Source organism: Vibrio tetraodonis, assembly GCF_003350295.1.
GTDB classification, from domain to species: Bacteria; Pseudomonadota; Gammaproteobacteria; order Enterobacterales; family Vibrionaceae; genus Vibrio; species Vibrio tetraodonis.
Map to the genome: position 1 here is coordinate 115700 of NZ_QLYY01000006.1, position 26107 is coordinate 141806.

Consider the following 26107-nt stretch of genomic DNA (forward strand, 5'->3'; position numbering starts at 1 on the left):
ACGTGAAGAAAGCGCTTTTTGGGTCATTTTTTTGCGACAGTTAAGATTCGGGTGGAAGGATAGCGTAAACCAAGCCCTGTTTGGGTAATCCATTATAGATGTATCGATTAGGCGCGCTGACTTCAAAACTAGCCCCACAAGACTCGGCAAGCTTTTGACTTGACACATTATCGGGGTCGCATACGATTTCGATGCGAGTGACCTTTAGAATTGAAAAGCAAAATTCAACCAATGCGTCTACCGCTTCCTTCGCGTAACCTTGCTTTTGATAAGCATCGCCAAGCCAGTAGCCTATGCTGGCCATATTGAAAGTGTGGTAAAGCTCATTGACTGCAACCATGCCGATAAAGGTATGGTCTTTACGGGTGTAAAGACCAAATCCATAGGCTTCGGATTTTACCCAATTGAGGCGAGTAGCGAGAATAAACTTTTCTGCATCATCGAGTGAAAAAGCTGGATGGCACCAGTCTATCCATCGGTGTAAACCTGGCGAGGAGAGGACACACTGAGTAAGCAGCTCGTCATCTTCTTGAGGCATCAATTTTAAAACCAATCTGGCGGTAATAATCTGATAGTCTGGTTTCATAACACCCTTTTAGATGAACAAACAGCAGGTTAAGTGTACAACAATTACTCAGGTACGCGTCTTACTTGAATGATGACCCCAAGTAGTGGATGATCCAAAAAGTGAGTTTCAGTGCTGCGCATACGTCTTTTTTGATCCATGCGGTAGCTTTTAAGAAACTGCTCGGTATGAATCGTTGGTGTGATGTTTTCCATCATACCTGCTTGTACAGTATCATCGCCTTCTAGGTTACTGATCTCAGTGAACACCAGTGGGTTGTCTTCCAGTTTCACTTCACGAGTCGTGGACTGCTTGAGGTCTAGCTGAACATCCGCATAGAGATAGTGCTCAACGTAGATTTGTAACTTGCCGTCAAGCTCATACAAAGGCCGAGAAATATTTTCTTCTGTTACGCCATCAATGACTTCGGTCCCTGAGTTTGTGCCTTTAGAGCTGCCATCGGAGTTAAATTGTCCAGAGAAATCTCGCCCTGCCTTAATACGGAAGGTAGGTGCACGATAGCGATTACCGTCTCCTTGTCGCCAAGCCATATGGGTGAGAACCTCAAAGCCAGCATGATTTCTTAATTTCTTCACTTGAGGAGTCAGTTTGTATGAGGAAGCAGGTAAACGAGTGACTCCTTTTCGACTACGATAATTGGTATCATTCAAATAGCCGGAGTTATCCATTGATAGCTCAGGAAGAGAATCTGGCCAAGACTCGGCAGTTTGCTCCGGATTTAAGGCGCGTTTAAAAATGATCACTTCTATATCAAATTGTCGCTTTGCCCATGAAGGCATAGCGACAACGAGAAGTAGTAGTGGGATCAGCTTTTTCATTGCAACTCCAAAATAAGGTGCGATCACCTTGAATTAGTTAAGCCTGAACTCATCAGGCTTGTGGTAGAAGGTTATGGCGGAATTCTCCCAACATATCACCGACAAATTGAATCCGCTTACGTCTGTCCACTAATGGTACCGTAAACTTAAACTTAGTTGGGCCTTCCATTGCGAATTTTTGTGGTTGTGATTGCAATAGTTTAACTAAATAGGTCGGATTAATGTCAGCATCCGGATAGAACTCAATGAATCCACCTTTGTCATGGGCTTCAACTTTCTTCACTTTCAGGCTGCCTGCCTCAAGTTTAATTTCAGACACTGAGAGTAAGTTTTTGGTTGCGTCAGGTAAAAGGCCAAAGCGGTCAATTAACTCAATTTTGAGATCGTCCAATTCTGAGTGTTCAGAGACACTTGCTATCTGTTTGTACATAGATAAACGTGTATTAACATCTGGGATGTAGTCGTCAGGAAGCAAAGCAGGCAGGCGCATCTCCACTTCCGTTTGCTCTCGCAACAGCTCATCCAGAGAGGGTTCTTTGCCGTCTTTAAGTGCTTCAACCGCTTGCTCAAGCATTTCCATGTATAGGGTAAAACCAACAGACTGGATTTGACCACTTTGCTCATCACCAAGCAATTCACCAGCGCCACGGATTTCTAAGTCGTGTGTCGCGAGTGTAAAACCTGCCCCAAGATCTTCCAGAGAGGCGATGGCATCTAAGCGTTTGATCGCATCTTTGGTCATGGCCTTTGGATGTGGGGTGAGTAAGTAGGCATAAGCTTGATGGTGTGAACGCCCAACTCGGCCGCGCAATTGATGTAATTGAGCCAGCCCAAGGTTATCAGCTCTATCCATTATGATGGTATTGGCTGTTGGGACATCGATACCAGTTTCAATAATGGTGGTGCACACTAAGAGGTTAAAACGCTGATGGTAGAAATCATTCATGATCCGCTCAAGCTCGCGCTCGCGCATTTGACCATGTGCGACAGTGACCCGCGCTTCTGGGATTAACTTTTCTAGATCGGCCGCCACTTTTTCAATGGTTTCGACTTGATTATGCAAAAAGTAAACTTGGCCGCCACGCATAATTTCGCGCAGAACCGCCTCTCTAACAACAGCCGTGTCGTGCTGGCGAACAAAAGTTTTGATCGCTAAGCGTCTGGCTGGAGGCGTGGCTATGATAGACAAATCACGCATGCCACTCATGGCCATGTTCAGTGTTCGAGGAATTGGCGTTGCGGTGAGGGTCAGTATGTCGACATCTGCTCGCATTGCCTTCATTTTCTCTTTTTGACGAACACCAAAGCGATGTTCTTCATCAACAATTAGAAGACCGAGATCGTTAAACTTAATATCATCGGATAAAAGCTTGTGTGTTCCAACTACTAAGTCTACTTTCCCTGCTTCAATATCTTGAAGGACTTGTTTTTGCTCTCTGGCAGTTTTAAAACGAGAGAGTACTTCGACTCGAATTGGTAGGTTGGCAAAACGATCTCTAAAGTTTTCAAAATGCTGCTGGGCAAGCAGTGTTGTCGGGACCAAAATCGCCACCTGCTTACCATTGTCTGTGGCGACAAACGCAGCTCGCATGGCAACTTCTGTTTTACCAAATCCGACATCACCACACACGAGGCGATCCATTGCTTTGGCTTGGCACATGTCTGACATCACGGCGTTGATCGCCATGGATTGGTCGTCGGTTTCCTCAAACGGGAAACCCGCCTTAAATGTGGCGTATTGGTCGCGATCGAGCGCAAATTTATACCCTGGCTTTAACTCGCGTTTGGCATAGACATCGAGCAGCTCTGCGGCAACATCACGCACTTTTTCAGCGGCGCGGCGCCGAGCTTTAGCCCAAGCTTCTCCACCTAACTTATGTAAAGGAGCCGATTCTTCAGCGCCTCCAGAATAGCGACTGATCAAATTCAGAGACGCTACTGGCACATAGAGTTTTGCCTCGTTTTGATATTCTAGGGTGACGTATTCGGTTTTTAAACCACCGGCTTCAAGCGTTTGCAAACCGATATAACGCCCAATTCCATGATCGATATGGACAACGGGCTGGCCTGATTTGAGCTCTGCAAGGTTACGAATAACGGCATCGCTATTGGTGGTTTTGCGATCTTTTCGGCGACGTTGAATCACTCTATCGCCTAATAAGTCACTTTCGCATACTAGCGCCAGTTGTTGTTGGCCAAACAGAAACCCATGTTCTGCCGCGCCAAGGACCAAGGCGAATTTACTGTCAGCCTGTATTGCTGAAGAAAAGCTATCAAACTCAACAGGGCGGAGTTTGATGCGCTGTAAAAGCTCCAACAAAGCTTCTCTGCGTCCTTCGGATTCGACAGAGAACACGACCTTGCCAGAAAAAGATTCACTGAACTGACGCAGTGCGGCCAAGGGCTCCTTGTTTTGATGCTGGGCAGCAAGTGCAGGTAAAGCTTGAATAGCTGGGTTTATCCGGCCCTGCTTTTCTACGATGGCATCGGTTGATAAATGCACCTGAGGCAAGGTCTTAAAGTGACTAAACAACTCATCTTTTTTAAGCCACAGCTCTGAAGGTGGAAGTAGGGGGCGTAACGGATCGATTTTACGCTGCTCATATCGATATTCTGTATCTGATAGGAAATGATCGATCGCACTTTCTAAATCGCCGACGGTGATCAGCTGACTGTCATCTGCGATATAGTCAAACAAGGTTTCGGTGTGCTCGAAAAATAGAGGCTGCCAGTATTCTATCCCAGCAGGCCAGATCCCTTTTGAAACTTGGACATAAACAGATTCGGGCTCTCTCCTGGTTTCAAAGCGTTGGCGCCAGCGGATACGAAAGTCTTCAATCGCGCCTTCCGAGGTAGGAAACTCATGAGCAGGGAGCAAGCAGATGTCTTTGACATCTTCAATAGAGCGCTGATTTTCAGGATCAAAAGTGCGTATAGTATCGATTTCGTCATCAAAAAAATCAATCCGAAATGGGTCATTGGAACCCATTGGGAAAAGGTCAAGAATCGAGCCTCTGCTTGCGTATTCTCCGGGACCGAACACTTGGTCGACATGACGATAGCCGGATTTCTCAAGCTGAATGCGCAGCTTTTCTAAAGAATAGCGGTCGCCGACTTTTACCATCAAGGTATGCTGCATTAAGAAGTCTCGAGGAGACTGTCTTTGCAATAATGTGCTGATTGGCACAATTGTGATACCTGTATTCTGGGCGGGAAGGCGATACAAACGGGCAATGCGATCAGAAATAATTTCCTGATGGGGTGAGAAACTATCGTAAGGAAGAGTTTCCCAATCTGGAAACAGTGACACTTCTTGATCGGTGAATTGTTCTACTTCTTGTAACAGCTTAAGGGCCGTTTGTGGATCCGCGACAGCCAATAAGGTATGGCTATCATGCTGGTTAGCGAGTTCAGCAACCGCAAGTGCCAGGCTGGCACCTTGCAAATTACCGACCTGTTTTTTGTCTCCGGCTCCAGATGAACGGGCCAGATGGAAGAGTGGTGTAATAGGCATAGTAAGATTATTTTTTGTCGCGATCTCTTGAGCGCTGACGGAGTAATTTCTGTTGCTGATAGAGTGCTGCTTTTATCAAAAGATCTTCGTCTTGGTCACGCAGTAAATCATATTTTATCGTTATTAGGAAATCATCACCATCTTTGTCGTTACTTTCAACGTGTCCATAACAGTAAACAGCGGTTGCAGGGTGTTCAATAAACATCTTCACCCTAACTTTTGTTCCCACAGATAAAGCAGAATCGGCGCTATAGCAGAATTTGCTGGCACCGAACGACAAGGTTTGATAGCGATACTGCTCGTTGTCTTGCTGAGAAAGCATAAAGGTCAAGAGCAAATTAAGCTTTGAGTTTTGCGCATCAAGTAAATCAATCACGTATTTAAAATCAATACTTTTCATTTCGGCTCGAGCATGATCGTTTAAAATATCGAGATGACTGAATTCACTTGCGACAAGGAAAGGGGCAGGAATTTCACGTTCGAACTGCTCATAACTTGGTAAAACCTCAGTGCTGGGTAAAGGTTCGACGTTAACAGACATTTTATGATGTACGGTAAAATATTCTTGCTCAGACATACGCAAATTCCTTAAAGCTATGTCTTGATTATCGTCATAAGCAGCAACTAATCAAGATATCTCATTGTTTCGTGCATAATTTGACGCCATTTTAGCGAATAAGGACTACAACCTAGGGCGATAAATCGTTACAGTAACGGCTATCAAACGTTTTTGGTAATAACTATGTTCCATCCTGTATCTGCCTTTATTGGTCTTCGTTATTTACGTGGACGCTCGGGTGATAGGTTCAGCCGTTTTGTTTCCTATATGTCGACGGCGGGCATCACCATTGGTGTGATGTCTCTGGTGACGGTACTTTCGGTAATGAACGGTTTTGAAGCGCAATTGAAAGGCCGCATCTTGGGCGTTTTACCCCAAGCGATAGTGTCTTATGCCGACGGAAGAACACCGAATACCTCCCCTCCTGACTTTCTTGAGCAATTGCCGAGTTCAGCTTTACCAGAACCTATTGTTCAAGGAGAAGCGGTTATTCAAAGTGCCAACACGCTATCAGCGGGCTTGTTGATAGGCGTAAAGCCTAACGAGTATGATCCGATAGAATCTTTCTTGGTGGCTGGAAGGCTTTCCTCTCTGAAGTCAGGGCAATACCAAGTTGTGATTGGCCAAAGTTTGGCGCGAGGGTTGAAAGTCTCGGTTGGCGACAAAGTGCGTCTTATGGTCACAAGTGCTAGTCAGTTTACCCCACTCGGTCGCATTCCAAGTCAACGAATTTTTACCGTAGCTGGTATTTATAATACAGGCTCGGACGTCGACTCCCAGCTAATAGTGACCCATATCGATGATGCAGCTCGTCTGCTTCGATTACCCACAAACACAATCACAGGTTGGCGATTATTCTTTGATGATCCTTTTGTTGTCAGCGATCTAGGCAGTAAAGCCTTGCCAGATGGCTGGAAATGGCAAGACTGGCGGGATCAACGTGGTGAGCTATTCCAAGCGGTTCGGATGGAAAAAAATATGATGGGTTTGATGCTTGGTCTTATTATCGGCGTTGCTGCGTTTAACATTATATCTGCTCTTATTATGGTGGTAATGGAAAAGCAATCAGAAGTAGCCATATTGAAGACTCAAGGTATGACAAAGGCTCAGCTGATAGGTGTTTTCATGGTTCAAGGGGCGAGCAGTGGTGTTCTTGGATCAATTATTGGGGGAGGGCTTGGTGTTTTGTTGGCCTCTAACCTAAATTCTATACTCGACAGTGCCGGTGTTGCTTTGCTCTCGGTTGGCGGGCAACTGCCTGTATTAGTGAACCCTTTCCAAATCGGAACTGTGATCATAATGGCCATTGCTCTGAGTTTATTGGCGACGCTTTTCCCTTCTTATCGTGCATCTTCTATTAAACCTGCTGAGGCTTTGAGATATGAATAAACTCCTTCAATGTCATAATATTTGTAAAACATACCGAGAAGGATCGATTGACACTCAAGTCCTCAAAGGGGTTAGCTTTGAGTTACAAAAAGGTGAACTGGCTTCGATCATTGGCTCATCAGGGTCGGGTAAAAGTACATTGCTTCATATTCTGGGGACACTTGATGACGCAACAGAAGGAGAGGTAAGTATTCTTGGGCAGAACGTCGCGTCTTTAAGTTCGAACAAGCAAGCCAAGCTTCGTAATCAGCATCTTGGCTTTGTGTATCAATTTCACCATCTTTTGGCCGATTTTAGCGCGCTAGAAAATGTCGCCATGCCGCTTTTAATTGGCGGAGAAAAATCAGCCAAAGCTAAACAGGCTGCTAAAGCTTTACTAGATAAAGTTGGATTAAGTCACCGCTTGGACCATCGGCCTTCCGAGTTGTCTGGGGGAGAGCGCCAGCGCGTTGCCATAGCCCGTGCACTTGTTAACAACCCCTCTTTAGTGCTTGCTGACGAACCAACTGGCAATCTTGATTACCAAACGGCGCTGTCAATTTACGATCTAATGCGCGAGTTAAACCAAGAATCAGGAACGGCATTTCTGGTGGTGACTCATGATGGAGAGTTAGCTGCAAAAATGGATAAGCAGTTGCACATGCAAGATGGTTTGCTGCTTGATGTGGGGGGAGTCTAGTGTGTTTTCTTCATTATCATTATTAATTGGTAGCCGCTTTAGTCGTGCCAAGCAGCGAAATAAAATGGTGTCGTTTATTTCATTATCTTCCACTATCGGTATCACAGTTGGCGTCGCGGTCATTATCATAGGGTTGTCGGCAATGAATGGCTTTGAGAGAGAACTCAAGGAGCGCGTTCTATCAGTCATTGCTCATGGTGAGTTTGAAGGGGTAAGAGGACCTATCTTCGATTGGCAATCTGTGATGCAGCAAGCTGAAAAGCACCCCAAAATTGAAGCGGCAGCTCCCTATGTAACCATTACAGCGTTGGCAGAAAAAGGCAATAAAGTCAAAGCGCTGGAAGTTCGTGGAGTGGACGCAGAGTTGGAATCTAAGGTGTCTAGCATCAATCGTTATGTAGATGGCAAGGCATGGCAAGACTTTATGCCTGGCAAACAACAGGTGATTCTGGGTCAAGGAGTCGCGACGTATTTAGGAGTGTCAGAAGGCGATTATCTTACACTTATGATCCCGACATCAGGTTCCACTACTCGAGTACAAGCGCCAAAGCGAGTTCGAGTTAAGGTTGCTGGTTTGCTCAAACTCAACGGGCAGATTGACCATAATCTTGCAATCGTGCCTTTAGAAGACGCTCAGAAATACGCTCAGCTTACTGGTGCTGTTACCGGTGTAGCCTTGAAAGTTTCTGATGTTCTCAATGCAACACAAATTGTGCGTGAAGCAGGCAATACCTTAGATGTTTATGTGTATCTGCGCAGTTGGCAACAAGAATATGGCTTCTTGTATAGAGACATTCAACTTGTTAGGACGATAATGTATCTTGTTATGGTTCTGGTAATCGGTGTTGCTAGCTTTAACATTGTATCGACGCTCATGATGGCGGTAAAAGATCGCGCGGGAGAAATTGCGATATTAAGAACAATGGGGGCGACGGATGGCTTGGTGAAGCGAATTTTTATTTGGCAAGGCGTTTTTTCTGGAGTCTTAGGTAGTTTAGTAGGCAGCGTATTCGGTGTTTTGGTTGCAGCGAATTTGACTTATCTCATCACGTTATTGGAAAAAGCCATTGGGCATCAATTTCTTTCTGGTGATATTTATTTTGTTGACTTTTTACCCTCCGAAATTGTCTGGACAGACATAATTCTTGTTTCAGGAACGGCGATTATCTTAAGTTTACTTGCGACTTGGTATCCTGCATCACGTGCATCTAAACTAAATCCTGCCTTAGTCTTGAGCTCTAAATAAAGCCACAAAGATTAAAGGGCCACTTGGGCCCTTTAATCTTTGTATGACATGTCAGTTTTACTAAATCTAACCATTCATCGAAAACCTAATCTTTGCGCTTTCCTTTCTTTAGTAACCTACCTAATCTGATTTTTCTTTGCTGCCAGCTTCTCACAACAGAATAGCGCCAAAGTGCTTTAATACCGAAGTATCCAGCAATGGCTGAGACAATGCCACAAATCATGCAGCCGAGTATGAAAGGAGGACCAATGGTACTCATTTGCTGCATGATAAAGTCCCACGATAACTCGAAATGAAAGGGTTGCGGAGGGGTATGCATGACCACAGCGCCGACTTTATAAGCAAAGTAAAACAGTACGGGCATGGTTATCGGGTTGCTTACCCAAACAAGTGCGACAGACAGAGGAAGGTTAACACCACATACAATCGCTAAGCCAGCTGACATAATCATTTGGCTTGGTAAAGGTACGAAAGCCATAAACAAACCAACAGCGAACGCCCCTGAAGCTGAACGACGATTCAGGCACCAGAGGTTAGGGTTGTAAAGCACGTTACCAAAAATTTTCAATGCTTTCTGGCGTTTTATGACTTCATGGTCAGGCATAAAACGTTTTATGAGTTTTCTTGGCATAGGGAAATATGACTCTCTTTTTAAATTACTGGACACTCATTTCGTTTTGTTTCCTTATCTCGACCGCCCAGTTTTGGTGGACCGCGCCATCATGGCCATGGGTGTTTCCCTGTATATTGATTCTGATACTCAGTATAAGGTTAAAATTGCTAAAATGGTGTGTTGGATTGCTCATTGCTTGCTTAATACTCATAATACGCATTAACTGTGTGTACTATCAGCAAGAGATCCTTTTCCAAGATGGTCCAAATATTACCATAAATGCGGAGGTTGACAGCTTTTTTAAGCAAATAAATCACGGTTTTCACGGTAAAATAACTGTCACTGCTATTAACGGAAAGTCTATTTTAGGCCCTCTTAGACCCAGCATATGGTTAGTGTCACCTATCCTTCTTGTTTCTAATGACAAAATCCGAGCAAAAGTCAAACTAAAGCCCATAACTGGATACCTTAATGATGTTGGATTTGATGCTGAGAAATTTGCTTTGCAGCAGGGCGTGGTAGGCCGAGGCAGTGTATTAGCTGACTATAGCTATTGGATTATAAATTCAGGGTCTGTGCGCTTTTCTTGGTACAACCAAGTGAAAAACTCAATAGATTCCTTGATGGGCAAAGGAATAATACTGGCTTTGACCTTTGGTATAAGAGATGAATTATCCACTGAGGTAAAGCGTCAACTCAAAGCCAGTGGTCTCAGTCATCTAATTGCGATATCTGGATTGCACATTGGGATTGTGTTCGGTATTGGTTGGTTTGTCGGCAAACTGCTTTTTCGGATTTTTTTTCGTTGGAGAAGTACTCCGATGGTTGTGGCGATCTTGTGTAGCGTTTGTTACGCATGGCTCGCAGGTTTTTCGATTCCAACGCAAAGGGCGGTCATTGCCTGTTGCTTGGTGTCTGTCTTATCCATGTCTTCTAATCGAGTGCCTAAAAGTTATCAATGGTTACTCATTTTTTCCTTTTTATTATTTCTGGACCCTTTTTCAACAGCGTCAATGAGTTTGTGGCTTACTATGTGGGCCGTTGCTGTGATTTTGATCTTTTCAACGCAAAAAAGCGCTCACGTATCCTATTGGAAAAAAGCCTTGATACTTCAGAGCGCTTTGGTTGTGGGTATGATGCCAGCAATAGCGGTATTTTTTCATGGAGTTAGCTTAAGTAGTTTTATTTACAATCTTGTATTTGTAGCATGGTTTAGTTTTTTTGTGGTTCCCGTGTCCCTAATGGCACTTATCCTCGATATTGGGGCTAACATTACTTTTCTTTGGTGCTTGGCAGACTTATCGATTCAACCTGCCTTATATGCGATGAGCTTTGCCGAAGAAACTTGGTTTGCTTTATCAAACGAGCAAGTGACTTGGTTATGCCTTCTTTTCTCCCTATGTTTGTTAGCACCTTACTTAAGTAATTACGGGAGAATTCTATCTCTTCTATGTCTGTTAACGGTTTTAATCGAATGGCGAGTTAAGCCCATATGGCAAGTTTTTGTACTTGATGTTGGCCATGGCCTGGCCGTTATTATTCAACAAGATAGAGAAGCGATTATTTATGATACGGGGATTGCTTGGCAGAAAAGCAGTATTGCAGAGCAAGTCATCACACCTTTTCTTCACTATCATGGGGTACACCAAATCAAGGGTCTTATTTTGTCCCATTCAGATAATGATCATGCTGGTGGAATGACTGAACTCATTGATCAATGGCGCCCTCAACAGGTAATAAGTAGCCAGGTATTGAAGGACGGTAAGGAGTGCCTTGCTGGGCAAAAAATGAGGTGGGGAGCGTTAGATATAGAGTTTATATGGCCGCATAATGCTGTGCCCAGAGCTTATAATCCACATTCGTGTGTTGTTAGAGTCACGCAATCAAATAGTGAACAGTCAATTTTACTAACTGGTGATATCGATGCCATTGTAGAGTGGATATTGATTAGGCAACCAAGGTTACTAAGTAGTGATGTGATCATTGTTCCTCATCATGGCAGCCGGACGTCGTCAACGACTCAATTTATAAAAGTGGTTGGTCCAGACTTGGCCATTGCCTCAACAGCCAAAGCTGGAAAGTGGCATTTACCGGCCCCAAGGGTCGTTGAACGATACAAGAAATCAGGTGTAGCTTGGTTAGATACGGGGGACTATGGGCAAATTAGTATCAGCTTTTATGATTCCACTTGGCAGGTCGAGCCATTAAGGTGGGTGAAAGGGCGGTCTTGGTATAGGCAGATGCTACGTAAGGGAGTAGAATAGCGCCCATAATACTTTTAAATAAAGCTGTTTTATGTCTTCAAATCAAGATGAAACAACATGGCAAACCTTTAAACGCCTTTGGACCTATATTCGCCTTTACAAAGCGGGCCTTTCAGTTGCTGTTGTTGCTCTTATCATTAATGCTGCGGCAGATACCTATATGGTGTCATTATTGAAACCTCTGCTTGATGAAGGTTTTGGTGATGCAGAGTCCAATTTCCTTCGAGTACTGCCGTTTATTATATTCGGTATGATGCTTTTAAGAGGCGCGAGTGGTTTTGTTTCTTCCTATTGCCTGAGCTGGGTATCGGGTAATGTTGTTATGCTAATGCGTCGTCGGATTTTTAGCCAGTTTATGCATATGCCCGTCTCCTATTTCGACAAGGAGTCCACTGGAGGTTTGTTGTCTCGTATTACTTATGATTCAGAGCAAGTCGCTGGTGCTACAAGTCGGGCTTTGGTGAGTATTGTACGAGAGGGAGCCAGTATAATTGGCTTCCTTGTATTAATGTTTTGGTATAGTTGGCAATTATCTCTTGTTCTCTTTATTGTCGCTCCCATTGTTGCATGGGGCATTAGTATCGTTTCGAAACGTTTTCGTAAAATATCTAAGAATATGCAAGATACTATGGGGCATGTAACGGCTTCCGCTGAGCAAATGCTAAAGGGACATAAAGTTGTATTGAGCTATGGTGGTCAAGATGTCGAGCGCGAGCGCTTTGATATCGTGAGTAATCAGATGCGCCAACAGTCAATGAAGTTGGTGGCAGCACAAGCGATTGCCAATCCAGTAATTCAAACTATCGCCTCTATTGCTTTGGTTGTGGTGCTATTCTTAGCCAGCGTTGATTCAATCAAAGAGCAGCTGACGCCTGGTACGTTTACGGTCGTATTTTCTGCTATGTTTGCTTTGATGAGACCTCTTAAAGCATTGACCAATGTGACCTCAGAGTTTCAGCGTGGTATGGCAGCAAGCCAGACGCTGTTTGAGCTCATGGACCTAGAGACCGAGCAAGACAAAGGAAAGTATGAGATTGACATAGCTCGCGGCGAGTTGGCGGTAAAAAATGTTACGTTTACTTACGACGGGAAAGATGCGCCTGCTCTGCGCAATGTGAATTTTGAAGTACCTCAAGGAAAAACGGTGGCACTTGTTGGTCGGTCTGGTTCAGGAAAAAGTACCATAGCAAACCTATTTACACGTTTCTATGATGTAGACTCTGGATGCATTGAACTTGATGGCCATGATGTTCGAGATTATAAACTGACCAATCTGCGTAATCATTTCGCTTTAGTGTCACAGAATGTGCATCTTTTCAATGACACAATTGCCAATAATATTGCCTATGCAGCAACGCAGGAGTACAGCCGTGAACAAATTGAGCAAGCAGCACGTCTAGCTTATGCCATGGATTTTATCGAAAACATGGAACATGGCCTTGACACGGTAATTGGTGAAAATGGTGCTAGTCTTTCAGGTGGACAACGCCAGAGAATTGCAATTGCGAGAGCATTGTTACGAGATGCTCCTATTCTGATTTTGGATGAGGCAACATCAGCATTAGATACTGAGTCTGAAAAAGCCATCCAATCTGCGTTGGATGAGTTACAAAAAAACAAGACAGTACTCGTTATTGCTCATCGGTTATCAACCATTGAAAGTGCTGATGAAATTCTGGTGGTTGATGAAGGTGACATCATAGAACGAGGTAGTCACGCTAGCTTATTGGAAAAAGATGGAGCATATGCTCAGTTGCATAGAATTCAGTTTGGTGGTTAAACCATGATTCAAAAAATCTGGTTTGGCAAATCACTTCTCTTTTATATAGTGTGGCCATTATTCTGGCCACTTAGCCGACTTTTTGGTTTTTTTAGCCGAAGGCGACGCCATGGTTTTTTATCAGGAAAGAAGGCGAGTTATCGAGCACCTGTCCCTGTAATTGTGGTTGGGAACATTACGGTGGGTGGAAACGGAAAAACACCTGTTGTCATTTGGCTGATTGAGCAACTTCAAGCTCAAGGGTATAAGCCAGGAGTAGTATCACGTGGTTATGGTGCCAAGGCACCTCATTATCCCTTAGTGGTTGAAGAGCAAACTTCGACTAAGCATTGTGGTGATGAACCCAAGCTTATCTATCAGCGCACTGGATCACCGGTTGCCGTTTCTCCAAATCGTTGTGATGCGGTGAAAGCGCTGTTACCTTTGGGTGTAGACATTATTATTACAGATGATGGCCTACAACATTATGCTCTTGAGCGAGATATTGAGCTGGTTGTGGTGGACGGTCATCGCCGTTTTGGTAATGAGCATCTGATTCCATTAGGGCCTTTACGAGAGTCGACCGCTCGATTATCAGAAGTTGACTTTATCGTAGCTAATGGTGGTGAATCAAAAGCTGGTGAAATGATGATGAGTCTAACACCCAGCCTAGCAGTTAATTTAAAAACGAACTTCAAGGCTCCTGTTGGGCAGTTGGAGTCACTTGTTGCTATTGCCGGTATCGGTCATCCCCCCCGCTTTTTTGATACGCTCAAAAGCTTAGGTGCTCAGCCAGTGTTAACTCAAGGGTTTGCCGATCACCAAGACTTTGACTCTTGTGAGTTACAAATTTTGGCATCTCAAGGGCAGCATCTTATCATGACGGAAAAAGATGCGGTGAAGTGCAGTGATTATGCCGAAGAAAACTGGTGGTATCTCCCTGTAACAGCGACATTCTGTCACCAAGATGAAGTGCAGATTATAAATAAAATTAAAGAGGTTAAGGAACAGTATGGACCACCGACTGCTTGAGATTGTTGCATGTCCAGTTTGCAAAGGAAAACTGACATTTGATAAAGATAAACAAGAACTGATTTGTAAGTTAGATCGTTTGGCGTACCCAATAAAAGAAGGTATCCCTGTTTTATTAGAGCCAGAAGCGCGCCAAATGAGTATGGAAGAGGGAAGGTAGTGGCCTTTACAGTTATCATTCCAGCTAGGTACGATTCCTCACGCTTACCTGGTAAGCCCCTCGCTGATATCGCTGGAAAACCAATGATTCAGTGGGTGTATGAACAGGCGACTCAGTCTGGAGCAGATACAGTTATTGTCGCAACAGACGATAAACGAGTAGAAACTGCCGTTAAAGCGTTTGGTGGTAAAGTATGTATGACTTCGACTGAGCATCAGTCAGGTACGGAGCGCTTAGCTGAAGTTATCCAAACCACGGGTATAGATGACAATCAAGTGATTGTTAACGTACAGGGTGACGAGCCTTTGATCCCACCAGTGACTATTGCTCAAGTCGCGAATAATTTGGCGAATAGTCAGGCTCCGATGGCAACGTTAGCTGTGGAAATATCTCATCAGGATGAGGTCTTTAATCCCAATTCAGTCAAAGTTGTTACAGATAGTGAAGGCTATGCGCTTTATTTTAGTCGAGCTACTATTCCTTGGGATCGTGATAACTTTGCAAATGCTGATAAGGCGATAGTTCAGCCATTGATGAGGCATATCGGTATTTATGCTTATCGAGCTGGTTTTATAAATACCTATATTAACTGGGAGCCGACAGCGTTAGAGAAAATTGAGAGCTTAGAGCAGCTTAGGGTGCTCTGGTATGGTGAGAAAATTCACGTAGAGATTGCTAAGCAGGTCCCGCCAGCAGGTGTCGATACACCAGAAGATCTAGAGGCTGTTCGCCGAATCGTGCAAACGATCTAGCTTTATTTCTTTAGGTCCTTTTATTTTTCTATGTTTATTGAACGATGAGATGAAAAAGGGAGTGCATTATAGGTGTACTCCCTTCTTTTGTTAGATGTTAAAGGGATTATATTTGTCCATCGTACTCGTTTCTTTTAGGGCAAGTTGTCAGAATTTCTCTTCGTCCTGACTCTTTCACTTCTTCCAAAATGACATCAAAACCCCATAAACGATAAAGATGTTTTAGGACTTCTTCATAGCTCTCATCGAGAGGGATCCTATCATGTGGCACGTATTGCAGAGTAAGTGATCTATCCCCTCGAACATCGACATTAAAGACTTGGATATTAGGTTCAAGACTGCTTAGGTTATATTGTCCTGCCAGTTTTTCTCTAATATCTCGATAACCAGTGTCATTGTGTATTGCGGTGACTTCAATGTAGTTCTTCCTATCATCATCAGTTATCGCGAATAACTTAAACTCTCGCATTAACTTAGGTGATAAATATTGACTAATAAAACTCTCATCTTTGAAGTTTTTCATCGCAAAGTGTACGGCTTCAAGCCAGTCTGTATCAACGAGTTCTGGAAACCACTCTCTGTCTTCATCAGTCGGCTCTTCACATATCCTTCTTATATCACGAAACATGGCAAAGCCCAGAGCATAAGGGTTAATACCACTAAAATATGGGCTGTTGTATGCAGGCTGTGCAACCACACTGGTATGGCTGTGAAGAAATTCTAAGATGAAGCGATCCGTGACTAGTCCTTCGTCATACAAATGATTGAGAATGGTGTAATGCCAGAATGTAGCCCAGCCTTCATTCATAACCTGAGTTTGCTTCTGCGGGTAAAAATATTGACTGATTTTACGCACAATACGAACAATTTCTCTCTGCCATGACTCAAGTAATGGAGCATGCTTTTCGATAAAGTAGAGGATATTTTCTTGTGGTTCACAGGGGAAGCGAATTTTAGACTCCTCCTGTTCTACCTTACCTTTGGGTACAGTACGCCACAAGTCATTGACTTGAGATTGAAGATAAGTCTCACGTTCTTCTTGGCGCATCTTCTCCTCAGCAATCGAGATTTTCTCGGGACGCTTGTAGCGGTCTACCCCAAAGTTCATCAGCGCGTGGCAGGAGTCCAGTAACTCTTCGACTTCTTTAACCCCATACTTTTGCTCACATTCCGCAATATAGTTTTTAGCGAACAAGAGATAATCGATAATTGAACTCGCGTCTGTCCAGGTTTGAAACAAGTAGTTGCCCTTAAAGAAGGAATTATGTCCATAACATGCATGAGCCATTACCAGTGCTTGCATGGTTACGGTATTTTCTTCCATTAAATAGGCGATACAAGGATCTGAGTTAATAACGATTTCGTAGGCTAGCCCCATTTGACCATGTTTGTAGCCCTGCTCGGTTTGAATGAATTTTTTACCGAACGACCAGTGATTGTAATTAATCGGCATGCCGATGCTTGAATAAGCGTCCATCATCTGCTCGGAAGTGATGACCTCGATTTGATTCGGATAGGTCTCTAACTGATAGTGGTCTGCTACACGTTTAATCTCGGCATGATACCGGTCAAGTATATCAAAGGTCCAATCAGGGCCGTCTGGCAGAGTTTTTTTCTTAGTCGCTTTTTTGGTTTTCGTTGCCATCATAGCCTCCCTAAGCCGTTTCTTTTCTGAAAAGCTCTCGGAATACGGGGAAAATATCCTCTACGCTTCGAATGTTTTTCATTGCAAAGTTATCGAAAGCATCTTCCAATTTTTCATACTCGTGCCACAGAGTTTGATGAGAGCGGCGAGTAATCTCTATATACGAATAATACTGGCAGTTAGGTAGTAAGTTCTTGGTGAGTAATTCACGGCATCTAGGCGAATCATCAGCCCAGTTATCGCCATCTGACGCTTGTGCTGCGTATATGTTCCACTCGCCGATTGGGTAACGGTCTGTGACAATCTCTTTCATTAATTTCAATGCACTAGATACTATGGTGCCACCGGTTTCTTGTGAATAGAAAAACTCATGCTCATCCACTTCTTTTGCTTGAGTGTGGTGGCGAATGAATACCACTTCAACGTTTTCGTAAGTTCTAGTTAAGAAGAGATACAGCAGTACATAAAAACGTTTGGCGATATCTTTGGTAGCTTGATCCATGGAACCTGAAACATCCATCAAGCAGAACATGACCGCTTGGCTAGAAGGGATAGGCCTGCGTTCGTAGTTTTTAAATCTAAGATCAAAAGTGTCGATGAAGGGAACCGTATCGATGCGTTTGCGAAGGTCCTTGATTTCCTTTTTGAGCCTCTTTTCCTCCAGTAGCTGAGCTGGCTCGCTCATTTTAACTTGATCTAACTCTTCCTCAAGTTCTCTAAGCATGCGTTTTTTGCCTGCCGTCATTGCCGTTCGCCGCGCGAGTGACTGTTGCAGCGATTTCACAATGGCTATATTTGCAGGCACCCCTGCGGTTTGATAACCCGCTCTGTGCGTTTTCCATTCCGTGATTTTGTTGATTTGGTTTTTTTCCAAGTTTGGAAGTTCTAAGTCTTCGAATAAAATATCCAGATATTCATCTTTGGATATTTGGAATACAAATTCGTCTTGGCCTTCACCGTCAGGACTTGCGTCTCCTTCGCCTGAACCTCCTTGACCTCCACCTTTAGGGCGTTCTATTTTGTCACCAGTGATAAACTGGTCGTTGCCGGGGTGAACGCGTTCTTTAACTCCCCCTTTGCCTTGATGGAAAATAGGTTCTTTAATGTCTTTGTGAGGAATTGCAACGTCTTCGCCAGTTTCTGTATTAGTAATTGATCGGCGGTTGACAGCGTCTGCAACGGATTCTTTGATTTGTTCTTTATGACGACGCAAAAATCGTTGGCGGTTTACCGCGCTTTTATTTTTGCCGTTCAGTCGTCGGTCAATAAATTGCGCCATGAGTCATCCCTCGTATCTTACACACTCACATTGAGAGTATGTTCTCACATCCAATACGCAGCCAGATGGTCAAGTCTGGCTGCTAATTCATTGGCCGTATTCCTCTTTTTCGAAGAGGAAACGCTTCCTAGCTATCAAGACGATTTACGTACTCGCAAGTACCACTCTGATAACAAGCGGACCTGTTTCTCGGTATAACCTTTCTCCATCATACGAGCAACGAAGTCATCATGTTTCTTCTGATCCTCAGAAGAGGTTTTAGCGTTGAAGGAAATAACGGGTAGTAATTCCTCTGTGTTTGAGAACATCTTCTTCTCAATGACTGTACGTAGTTTCTCGTAGCTAGTCCACACTGGGTTTTGCCCGTTATTGCTTGCACGCGCTCTAAGTACAAAGTTAACAATCTCGTTGCGGAAATCTTTAGGATTACTGATCCCTGCGGTTTTTTCGATTTTTTCTAACTCGTTATTAAGAGCGGAACGGTCAAACAGTTGTCCGGTTTCGGGGTCGCGATACTCTTGATCTTGAATCCAGAAATCTGCATAGGTGACATATCTGTCGAAGATATTCTGCCCATATTCTGAATAAGACTCCAAGTATGCGGTTTGAATTTCTTTACCAATAAACTCAACGTATCTCGGCACCAAATACCCTTTGAGAAACTCTAGGTACTTCTCTGCGGTTTCTTGCGGGAATTGCTCACGTTCAATTTGCTGCTCGATAACATAGAAAAGATGAACTGGATTAGCTGCAACTTCAGTTTGGTCGAAGTTAAACACGCGAGAAAGAATCTTGAACGCAAAGCGCGTTGATAATCCAGACATTCCTTCGTCCACACCAGCGAAGTCTCGATACTCTTGATAGCTTTTTGCTTTTGGATCCGTATCTTTCAATGTTTCTCCATCGTAAACGCGCATTTTGGAGAAAATTGAAGAGTTCTCTGGATCTTTGAGTCTCGAAAGAATGCTAAATTGAGACAGCAACTCTAGTGTACTTGGAGAGCATGGGGCCTTCGAGAGTTCTGAGTGGTCGAGCAGTTTCTGGTAGATTTTGATTTCTTCAGAAACTCGAAGACAATAGGGGACTTTGACAATGTATACGCGGTCCAAGAAAGCTTCGTTGTTCTTATTGTTGCGGAAGGTTTGCCACTCAGATTCATTGGAGTGCGCAAGTATCATACCGTCGAACGGAAGTGCTGATAAGCCTTCAGTACCGTTGTAGTTACCTTCTTGTGTCGCAGTAAGTAGAGGATGGAGCACTTTGATTGGTGCCTTGAACATTTCCACAAACTCCATCAGCCCTTGGTTTGCTCGACAGAGTGCGCCCGAATAGCTGTAAGCATCTGGATCATCTTGCGAGTAGTGCTCTAGCTGACGAATATCGACTTTTCCGACCAGCGAGGAAATGTCTTGATTATTTTCATCTCCAGGTTCGGTTTTGGCAATTGCGACTTGATCCAAGATAGATGGCCGTACCTTGACCACTTTAAATTTGGTGATGTCACCGCCAAACTCATGAAGTCTTTTCGCTGCCCATGGCGACATAATGGAGCGAAGATAGCGTTTCTCAATATCGTACTCGCGCTTAAGTAGATCACCATCTTCTGTCACATCAAAGAGGCAGAATGGATGATCATTAACAGGGCTTCGCTCCCCATTTGCTGATAGGACATAAATTGGAACCTGCTGCATGAGTGCTTTTAGCTTTTCTGCTAGTGATGATTTACCACCACCCACAGGTCCAAGTAGATAAATAATCTGCTTACGTTCTTCAAGACCTTGAGCCGCATGTTTTAGGTAAGAAACAATTTGCTCTATTGCTTCTTCCATACCATAAAAGTCTTTAAACGTTTCATACCGAGATATTACTCGGTTAGAGAAAATTCTGCTTAGGCAAGGGTCTTGCGCAGTATCAATTAATTCTGGTTCCCCAATAGCCATCAGTAGGCGCTCCGCTGCGTTCGCGTAAGCACTTTTATCATCTTTACAAAGCGCCAAGAAATCTTGCAAGGACAACTCTTCATCCTTGGCTGCTTCATAGCGTGATTGGTAATGGTCGAAAATACTCATAATGACTTCCCCTCTGAACCTGCCTTTACAGACAATCAACCCGCATAGAAAAAAACAAATCCCTTCATAGTAAAGAGTAGTTGGTTTTTAGAATTTTGCTTAAAAAATATATATTTATTTGCAAATTGTGATGTTTGACCACTTGCTTCAAGTAAGGTCATTGAGACGTAATAAACTTCGTCTTGTGGTAATGAACTGATTGATGGATTTGTTAGTTTTTGAAATTGTTCGAAAGTGGGCTTGTTGAGGTGGAGTGCTGCCGAGCGGCAGCGCTCTGTGATTCATGCATTTATTATTCGTGTAATTTCATTATCACACAAGTGATACTGGCGTGGACATGTACGTCAAACATCCAACATTCGATCAGGTAATGATATAAATATGATCTCAACACATGTTTTCTATGAAAAAGTAGAGAATTTATGGCGTCCTACAGGCTACTTATCTCGGTAATGATTGTAAATATAATCTCGGTCGGAAAAGACACGCAGCCACTCTGGCTTAAAGACAACTAAAATGGCAACCGCCATACCATTTAGTAGCCCTTCAGGAAATGCAAGTAAAGGCATAAATATTATGTAGTTATCTGATATGGTCGTCCAGTCGTAAGCGCCAAGAGATAGCAGATAAACTGCATTCGTTAACAGATGCATGCTGCCAGTGAAAGCGCCGTTAAAGAAGCCTGCTACAAAAATAAACACAAAAATATTTCTTGGTAGATATGAGTAGCTCAGCAAGAAAACGCTGTGACTGATTAATATGGGTATAAAGCCTGATAAAACAATGTAGCTGGGTAACTGATAAGGATCAATTTGACCGAAAAAACAAAGTGATATTGAAATTACAATGGTTAGACCACAAGCACTTTGCCAGCCATACATAAGGGTTAAAGTTGTGAGCGCTAAAAAATGAATGGTTAGGTTATCTTTTACACTGGCTTGAAGTGACCATAAGAGGCCCAATAAAATGATGGCGCCACATGTAACATGCTGAAAACTCATTTCAAGGCGCAGCTTAGGCATTAAGTTTAATGTAATATCCTTCCACACCCACTTAATAGAGAGCAGAATAATGGTTAGGAAACATAGTTCTGATAGTTGCAAAGCAATTCACTCAAAATACCAGTCCAGATAGTCCTGGCATTGTTGATGAAATAACGATCTTTTGGAATCAGTATTTTACGTTAGAGTGATATTGTTCAATAACTGATACCACATTATCCATGGTTTGCTTGGATGGTGGCTCAACACCCTCAAGGGGGTATTCTAAGCCTAGAGCCTCCCATTTGTGGGCACCTAACTTGTGATAGGGCAGTAGTTCCACTTTTTCTACGTTGTCCATATCTTTGATGAATTGTCCCAAAAGGTGGGCATCCTCTGCGCTGTCGGTGTAGCCTGGTACGACTACATATCGTATCCATGTCTTTTGCCCAATCTTTTGTAGATACCGAGCGAAATCTAACGTACGTTTATTTGAGACACCAATAAAATCATGATGCACCTCGTCATTGATATGCTTTAGGTCTAGCATGACGAGATCCGTTGCTTGTAGCACTTCATCTATAACTTGGCTGTGCTTACGAATATAGCCGTTTGTATCTAGGCAAGTGTGAATACCCTCAGCTTTAGCAGCACGAAAAAAATCCCGCACAAATTCTGGCTGTAGCATGGCTTCTCCACCAGAGCAGGTGACACCACCACCCGATGCATTCATAAAATGGCGATAACTCTTTGCTTCGTTGATGATTTCTTCAACGGTTATTTCTTTACCAATGTGGGTATCCCAAGTATCTCTATTGTGACAATACATGCATCGCATTAAGCACCCTTGCATAAACACGATAAAGCGAATTCCGGGTCCATCAACAGTTCCACAAGATTCGAAAGAATGGATACGACCAATCGTTGACATAGACTCTTCTCTGGCGATTTATTTTTCGTTATTTTATTACAAAAAGTAGGGGCAATATAGGTTTTATTACGCTAGCGGTGTTTACTTCTTCTCGACTGACTGATACGAGTGAGCAGTACCATCAGCTCTCTAGTGCGATGAAAGAGTTGGAAAAAAACAATGAGCAGTTACGTTCTGTTAGCCAAGTCGTTGAGGAGAGAGCCGGCAGCCTAAATAGTGACTGCCAGAGATTTACAATTTAGAAAAAAGCATACAGTGATAAGCTGCCCGAGCGGTAGACAGATTTATCTGCTTCTTCATAATCTGGTGTTTTTACAGTGGCAGTGGCAGTGGCGCCAAAATGGTCGTTATACCATGCTATCCCAGCAACAGCCGTCGCTTGGTTCTCCTTTAGTGTGACATCATAAATATTAGCGTTATGTCCATTTAGGTTTGCATAGGTATCTACACCGGGACGAGAACCTTCAATAGTGACATCATTAAATCTGTACCTTGCTTCAATACCACCATACACGAACCATCCTGACTTTGAAGCGCCGAGCATGCTAGCTCGGAACGGATTTTCATTATCTATGTTTGCTGCTCCCATGCTGCCAGCGAGATCTGCTCCCCAGCGAAACATCAACCCCGTTGATATATCACTACGAAAGTTGCCCAAATTGACCTCTGAAACACTAGATACTTCCCAGTCTGTATTAGCTATTGCGTTATCTCGCCATAGGTTAATATGAGTCAAATACCCTACACTGCCGACGTATCCCTCATCAACCTGATAAACCCATCCTCTGGGCTCATCCGATCCTACAATGCCATGAACAATGTCTTGAGACTCTTCCGCTAATGAATCTTCCCCCGTAGCTCCTATGGTGAGATTAAATCTTTGGGCTTGCTGCGGATGTAAGCTGATGTAGTTAAACTCGCCGTGAAAGTATCCGGCATAAGGCCGGTCATTGATTTGTGGGGTTGTGGCCTCTATATCTGACGGCGTATACATCTTGTGGCCAATAAGAAATTCTAATTTATCTAATGATGTACCACCCCAGTATGACAGGCTAAGAGGGCTGAAAATAGCATAAGGCGTAATCGCCCCTGTGGAATAGGTCAGAAATAGCCCGCTAGTGTAATCTTTGTCCACACCGAAAATACCATCATTATCGATAGTAAATGCCAACGTAGATTTTTCCGATGCAAGGCAGAGAGATGAAATCAGCAGGAGAGGGGTAAAAAGAATGCTTTTGATTTTCATTGGCTTGCTCATAATTTAATAAGAGTCTTGATAGTACAGGATAGCCTGGATTAATCGATGATTGGCATAGACATTTGTGCAATGTGTCTCTTATTTGCTAAAGAGATCAAGGAAGTGGAGATAATTTGGTTGAGTAAAAAAGCCCCGAAATGGGGCTTTAAGTCATAGGGTTAGCAAATGTTTACAAAGACTCGGTAAAGGTCCTTGCTATTACATCGTGCTGTTGCTCAGCCGTTAGAGAATTAAAACGAACGGCATAGCCTGATACGCGGATAGTCAGTTGCGGATATTTCTCTGGGTGTTTCACCGCATCTTCAAGAGTGTCTCTGTTCAAAACATTAACATTGAGATGCTGACCGCCCTCAATCCCTGCTTCATGGTGGAAATATCCATCCATAAGACCGGCCAAGTTTGCTCTTTGTGACCTCTCTTCTTTACCCAAAGCATTGGGTACGATTGAGAAAGTATATGAAATGCCATCTTTTGCATGAGCAAAAGGCAGTTTTCCTACTGACGTTAGCGAAGCGACAGCGCCTTTTTCATCTCTACCGTGCATTGGGTTAGCACCGGGCGCAAAGGGTGCACCAGCACGTCGTCCGTCGGGTGTATTGCCAGTCTTTTTACCGTATACGACATTAGAGGTAATCGTTAGGATAGATTGAGTTGGAATAGCATTGCGGTATGTTTTTAGTGAGCGAATTTTGTTCATAAACACTTCGACTAATTCACAGGCAATGTCATCCACGCGCGCATCATTGTTACCAAATTTTGGATAGTCACCCTCGATTTCAAAGTCAATGGCAATGCCGTCTTCGTCTCGAACGGGTTCTACTTTGGCATATTTGATAGCAGATAATGAGTCCGCCGCCACGGATAACCCTGCGATACCACAAGCCATAGTACGACGAACATCTCTGTCGTGGAGGGCCATGAGAGCTGCTTCGTAGCTGTACTTATCATGCATGAAATGAATGCTATTTAGCGCTGTCACGTATTGCTTAGCGAGCCAGTCCATAAACAGGTCTAGTTTTTCCCAAATACTGTCAAAGTTAAGGACTTCGTCTGTAACCTTAGGCATCTCTGGACCAACTTGGACCTTAAGCTTTTCATCGACACCGCCATTGATCACATAAAGTAGTGTCTTTGCAAGGTTAGCGCGAGCACCAAAGAATTGCATGTGTTTACCAATCACCATAGGTGACACGCAACATGCAATAGCATAGTCGTCTGACTCAAAGTCCGGGCGCATCAGGTCATCGTTCTCGTACTGAATAGAAGACGTATCGATCGAAACCTTGGCACAGAATCGTTTAAATCCATCAGGTAATTGCTCAGACCAAAGTACGGTAATATTTGGCTCAGGTGATGGACCCATAGTGTATAAACTATTGAGGAAACGGAAGTTAGTTCGGGTTACCAGTGTGCGACCATCTAGCCCCATACCGCCCATAGACTCTGTTGCCCAGATAGGATCGCCAGAGAAAAGATCATCATATTCAGGCGTACGAAGGAAACGCACCATGCGTAACTTCATGACAAAGTGATCAATCATTTCCTGAGCTTTGATTTCATCAATCTTGCCCGCAGCAATATCACGTTCAATGTAGATATCTAGGAAGGTAGAAGTTCGACCTAGGGACATAGCCGCACCGTTTTGTGATTTAACCGCAGCTAAGTACCCAAAGTAAGTCCATTGAATCGCTTCTTGCGCTGTTTCTGCCGGACGAGAGATATCAAAGCCATAAGACTCTGCCATTTTCTTCATTTGGCCAAGGGCACGATGCTGCTCAGCGATTTCTTCGCGAAGTTGCATCGTCATTTGTAAATCATCACCGTTTTCGAAACGTTTTTGCAGCGAAGCAAACTGGGCCAACTTATCTTTCATTAGGTAGTCTATACCGTAAAGTGCGACGCGGCGATAGTCACCGATAATGCGTCCACGACCATAAGCATCAGGAAGACCAGTAAGCACGCCGGATTTTCGACATTTTAAAATGTCAGGAGTATAGATATCGAAAACACCTTCATTATGTGTCTTACGGTATTCAGTAAATATCTTTTTAACTTGAGGATCGAGTTCGCGATCGTAGGCTTTACACGAGCCTTCTACCATGCGAATACCACCGTTAGGAATGATGGCGCGTTTTAGCGGGGCTTCAGTTTGTAGGCCAACAATGGTTTCTAAGTCTTTGTTGATGTAGCCAGCTTGATGTGAAGTTATGGTTGAAATGACGGACGTATCAAAGTCAACTGGAGCATGGGTTGCATTTTCCTGCTTAATTCCTTCCATGACTTTGGACCACAAAGCATTTGTTGCTTCAGTCCCTTCTGATACTAGAAAAGATTCGTCGCCCTCATAAGGGGTATAGTTCTTTTGAATGAAATTACGAACATTGACTTCATTTTGCCAATCACCTTCAGCAAAACCTTCCCAAGCTTTAGCAAATTGCTCTGCCATGACATACCTACCTTATTAATGTAAACGAGCACTTTCTGGTAGTTGAGCTAACCAGAGTTCTAACACAAGAACGGCACTCTATTTTTGAATAACAATATGTATAGTGGGCTAAAGTTTTCTAGATCTAG

General features: G+C 43.5%; 20 protein-coding genes. 8 read left to right on the forward strand and 12 right to left on the reverse strand.

The window, feature by feature from the left end; all coding sequences use genetic code 11:
• Positions 1–40: 40 nt before the first annotated feature.
• Genes DPF90_RS02765 through DPF90_RS02780 form a run of 4 tightly spaced genes read right to left on the reverse strand, consistent with a single transcriptional unit; the run spans position 41 to position 5495 of the window.
• Positions 41–586: a GNAT family N-acetyltransferase gene (locus DPF90_RS02765; protein ID WP_114784469.1), complete on the reverse strand. Its 546-nt coding sequence runs from the start codon at positions 584–586 to the stop codon at positions 41–43.
• 44 nt (positions 587–630) lie between these two features.
• A complete protein-coding gene (locus DPF90_RS02770) occupies positions 631–1404 on the reverse strand; it encodes a peptidoglycan binding protein CsiV (protein WP_114784471.1) in 774 nt (257 codons plus the stop codon).
• Positions 1405–1456: 52 nt separating this feature from the next.
• Positions 1457–4918 carry a transcription-repair coupling factor gene (gene mfd / locus DPF90_RS02775; RefSeq protein ID WP_114784473.1) on the reverse strand — a complete coding sequence of 1154 codons (3462 nt, stop codon included), beginning with the start codon at positions 4916–4918 and terminating at the stop codon, positions 1457–1459.
• A gap of 7 nt (positions 4919–4925) precedes the next feature.
• Entirely contained in the window at positions 4926–5495 is a 570-nt protein-coding gene (locus DPF90_RS02780; RefSeq protein ID WP_114784475.1) for a PilZ domain-containing protein, read from the reverse strand.
• 165 nt (positions 5496–5660) lie between these two features.
• Here DPF90_RS02780 and lolC point away from each other — a divergent pair, with 165 nt between their 5' ends.
• The 3 genes from lolC to lolE are packed head-to-tail and all read left to right on the forward strand — an operon-like array spanning position 5661 to position 8791.
• Complete coding sequence (gene lolC, locus DPF90_RS02785; RefSeq protein WP_114784477.1) at positions 5661–6866, forward strand: lipoprotein-releasing ABC transporter permease subunit LolC; 1206 nt, start codon at positions 5661–5663, stop codon at positions 6864–6866.
• Entirely contained in the window at positions 6859–7545 is a 687-nt protein-coding gene (gene lolD / locus DPF90_RS02790) for a lipoprotein-releasing ABC transporter ATP-binding protein LolD (RefSeq protein WP_114784479.1), read from the forward strand. Before lolC ends, lolD begins: the two co-directional genes overlap by 8 nt.
• Position 7546: 1 nt before the next feature.
• The gene (gene lolE, locus DPF90_RS02795; RefSeq protein WP_114784481.1) at positions 7547–8791 is read left to right on the forward strand and encodes a lipoprotein-releasing ABC transporter permease subunit LolE; all 1245 of its coding nucleotides are present in this window, start codon (positions 7547–7549) and stop codon (positions 8789–8791) included.
• Positions 8792–8876: 85 nt separating this feature from the next.
• Here the strand turns inward: lolE and DPF90_RS02800 are convergent, their stop codons facing one another.
• Positions 8877–9422: a DUF2062 domain-containing protein gene (locus DPF90_RS02800; RefSeq protein WP_114784483.1), complete on the reverse strand. Its 546-nt coding sequence runs from the start codon at positions 9420–9422 to the stop codon at positions 8877–8879.
• 209 nt (positions 9423–9631) lie between these two features.
• Here DPF90_RS02800 and DPF90_RS02805 point away from each other — a divergent pair, with 209 nt between their 5' ends.
• Genes DPF90_RS02805 through kdsB form a run of 5 tightly spaced genes read left to right on the forward strand, consistent with a single transcriptional unit; the run spans position 9632 to position 15371 of the window.
• A complete protein-coding gene (locus DPF90_RS02805; protein WP_240314453.1) occupies positions 9632–11668 on the forward strand; it encodes a DNA internalization-related competence protein ComEC/Rec2 in 2037 nt (678 codons plus the stop codon).
• Positions 11669–11699: 31 nt separating this feature from the next.
• A complete protein-coding gene (gene msbA, locus DPF90_RS02810; RefSeq protein ID WP_114784487.1) occupies positions 11700–13448 on the forward strand; it encodes a lipid A ABC transporter ATP-binding protein/permease MsbA in 1749 nt (582 codons plus the stop codon).
• A 3-nt stretch (positions 13449–13451) separates the two neighbouring features.
• On the forward strand, positions 13452–14459 hold the full coding sequence (lpxK, locus tag DPF90_RS02815) for a tetraacyldisaccharide 4'-kinase (protein ID WP_114784489.1): 1008 nt from the start codon (positions 13452–13454) through the stop codon (positions 14457–14459).
• Positions 14440–14619: a Trm112 family protein gene (locus DPF90_RS02820; RefSeq protein ID WP_006075338.1), complete on the forward strand. Its 180-nt coding sequence runs from the start codon at positions 14440–14442 to the stop codon at positions 14617–14619. The genes lpxK and DPF90_RS02820 overlap by 20 nt, the downstream gene beginning before the upstream one ends.
• Positions 14619–15371 (forward strand): 3-deoxy-manno-octulosonate cytidylyltransferase, encoded by a 753-nt coding sequence (kdsB, locus tag DPF90_RS02825; protein WP_114784491.1) that lies wholly within the window; start codon positions 14619–14621, stop codon positions 15369–15371. Before DPF90_RS02820 ends, kdsB begins: the two co-directional genes overlap by 1 nt.
• 106 nt (positions 15372–15477) lie before the next feature.
• On the opposite strand, the gene DPF90_RS02830 is transcribed toward kdsB, so the two are convergent.
• From DPF90_RS02830 to pflB, 7 genes are all read right to left on the reverse strand, one after another.
• Positions 15478–17016: a SpoVR family protein gene (locus tag DPF90_RS02830; RefSeq protein WP_114784493.1), complete on the reverse strand. Its 1539-nt coding sequence runs from the start codon at positions 17014–17016 to the stop codon at positions 15478–15480.
• 10 nt (positions 17017–17026) lie between these two features.
• Entirely contained in the window at positions 17027–18295 is a 1269-nt protein-coding gene (locus DPF90_RS02835; protein WP_114784495.1) for a YeaH/YhbH family protein, read from the reverse strand.
• A 134-nt stretch (positions 18296–18429) separates the two neighbouring features.
• Positions 18430–20364 carry a PrkA family serine protein kinase gene (locus DPF90_RS02840; protein WP_114784497.1) on the reverse strand — a complete coding sequence of 645 codons (1935 nt, stop codon included), beginning with the start codon at positions 20362–20364 and terminating at the stop codon, positions 18430–18432.
• Between the two features lie 437 nt (positions 20365–20801).
• Positions 20802–21467 (reverse strand): energy-coupling factor ABC transporter permease, encoded by a 666-nt coding sequence (locus tag DPF90_RS02845; RefSeq protein WP_114784499.1) that lies wholly within the window; start codon positions 21465–21467, stop codon positions 20802–20804.
• 67 nt (positions 21468–21534) lie between these two features.
• Positions 21535–22275: a pyruvate formate lyase 1-activating protein gene (gene pflA / locus DPF90_RS02850; RefSeq protein WP_114784501.1), complete on the reverse strand. Its 741-nt coding sequence runs from the start codon at positions 22273–22275 to the stop codon at positions 21535–21537.
• A 238-nt stretch (positions 22276–22513) separates the two neighbouring features.
• Positions 22514–23515 (reverse strand): lipid A deacylase LpxR family protein, encoded by a 1002-nt coding sequence (locus tag DPF90_RS02855; protein WP_420855710.1) that lies wholly within the window; start codon positions 23513–23515, stop codon positions 22514–22516.
• 187 nt (positions 23516–23702) lie between these two features.
• On the reverse strand, positions 23703–25979 hold the full coding sequence (gene pflB, locus DPF90_RS02860; protein ID WP_114784505.1) for a formate C-acetyltransferase: 2277 nt from the start codon (positions 25977–25979) through the stop codon (positions 23703–23705).
• Positions 25980–26107 lie beyond the last annotated feature (128 nt).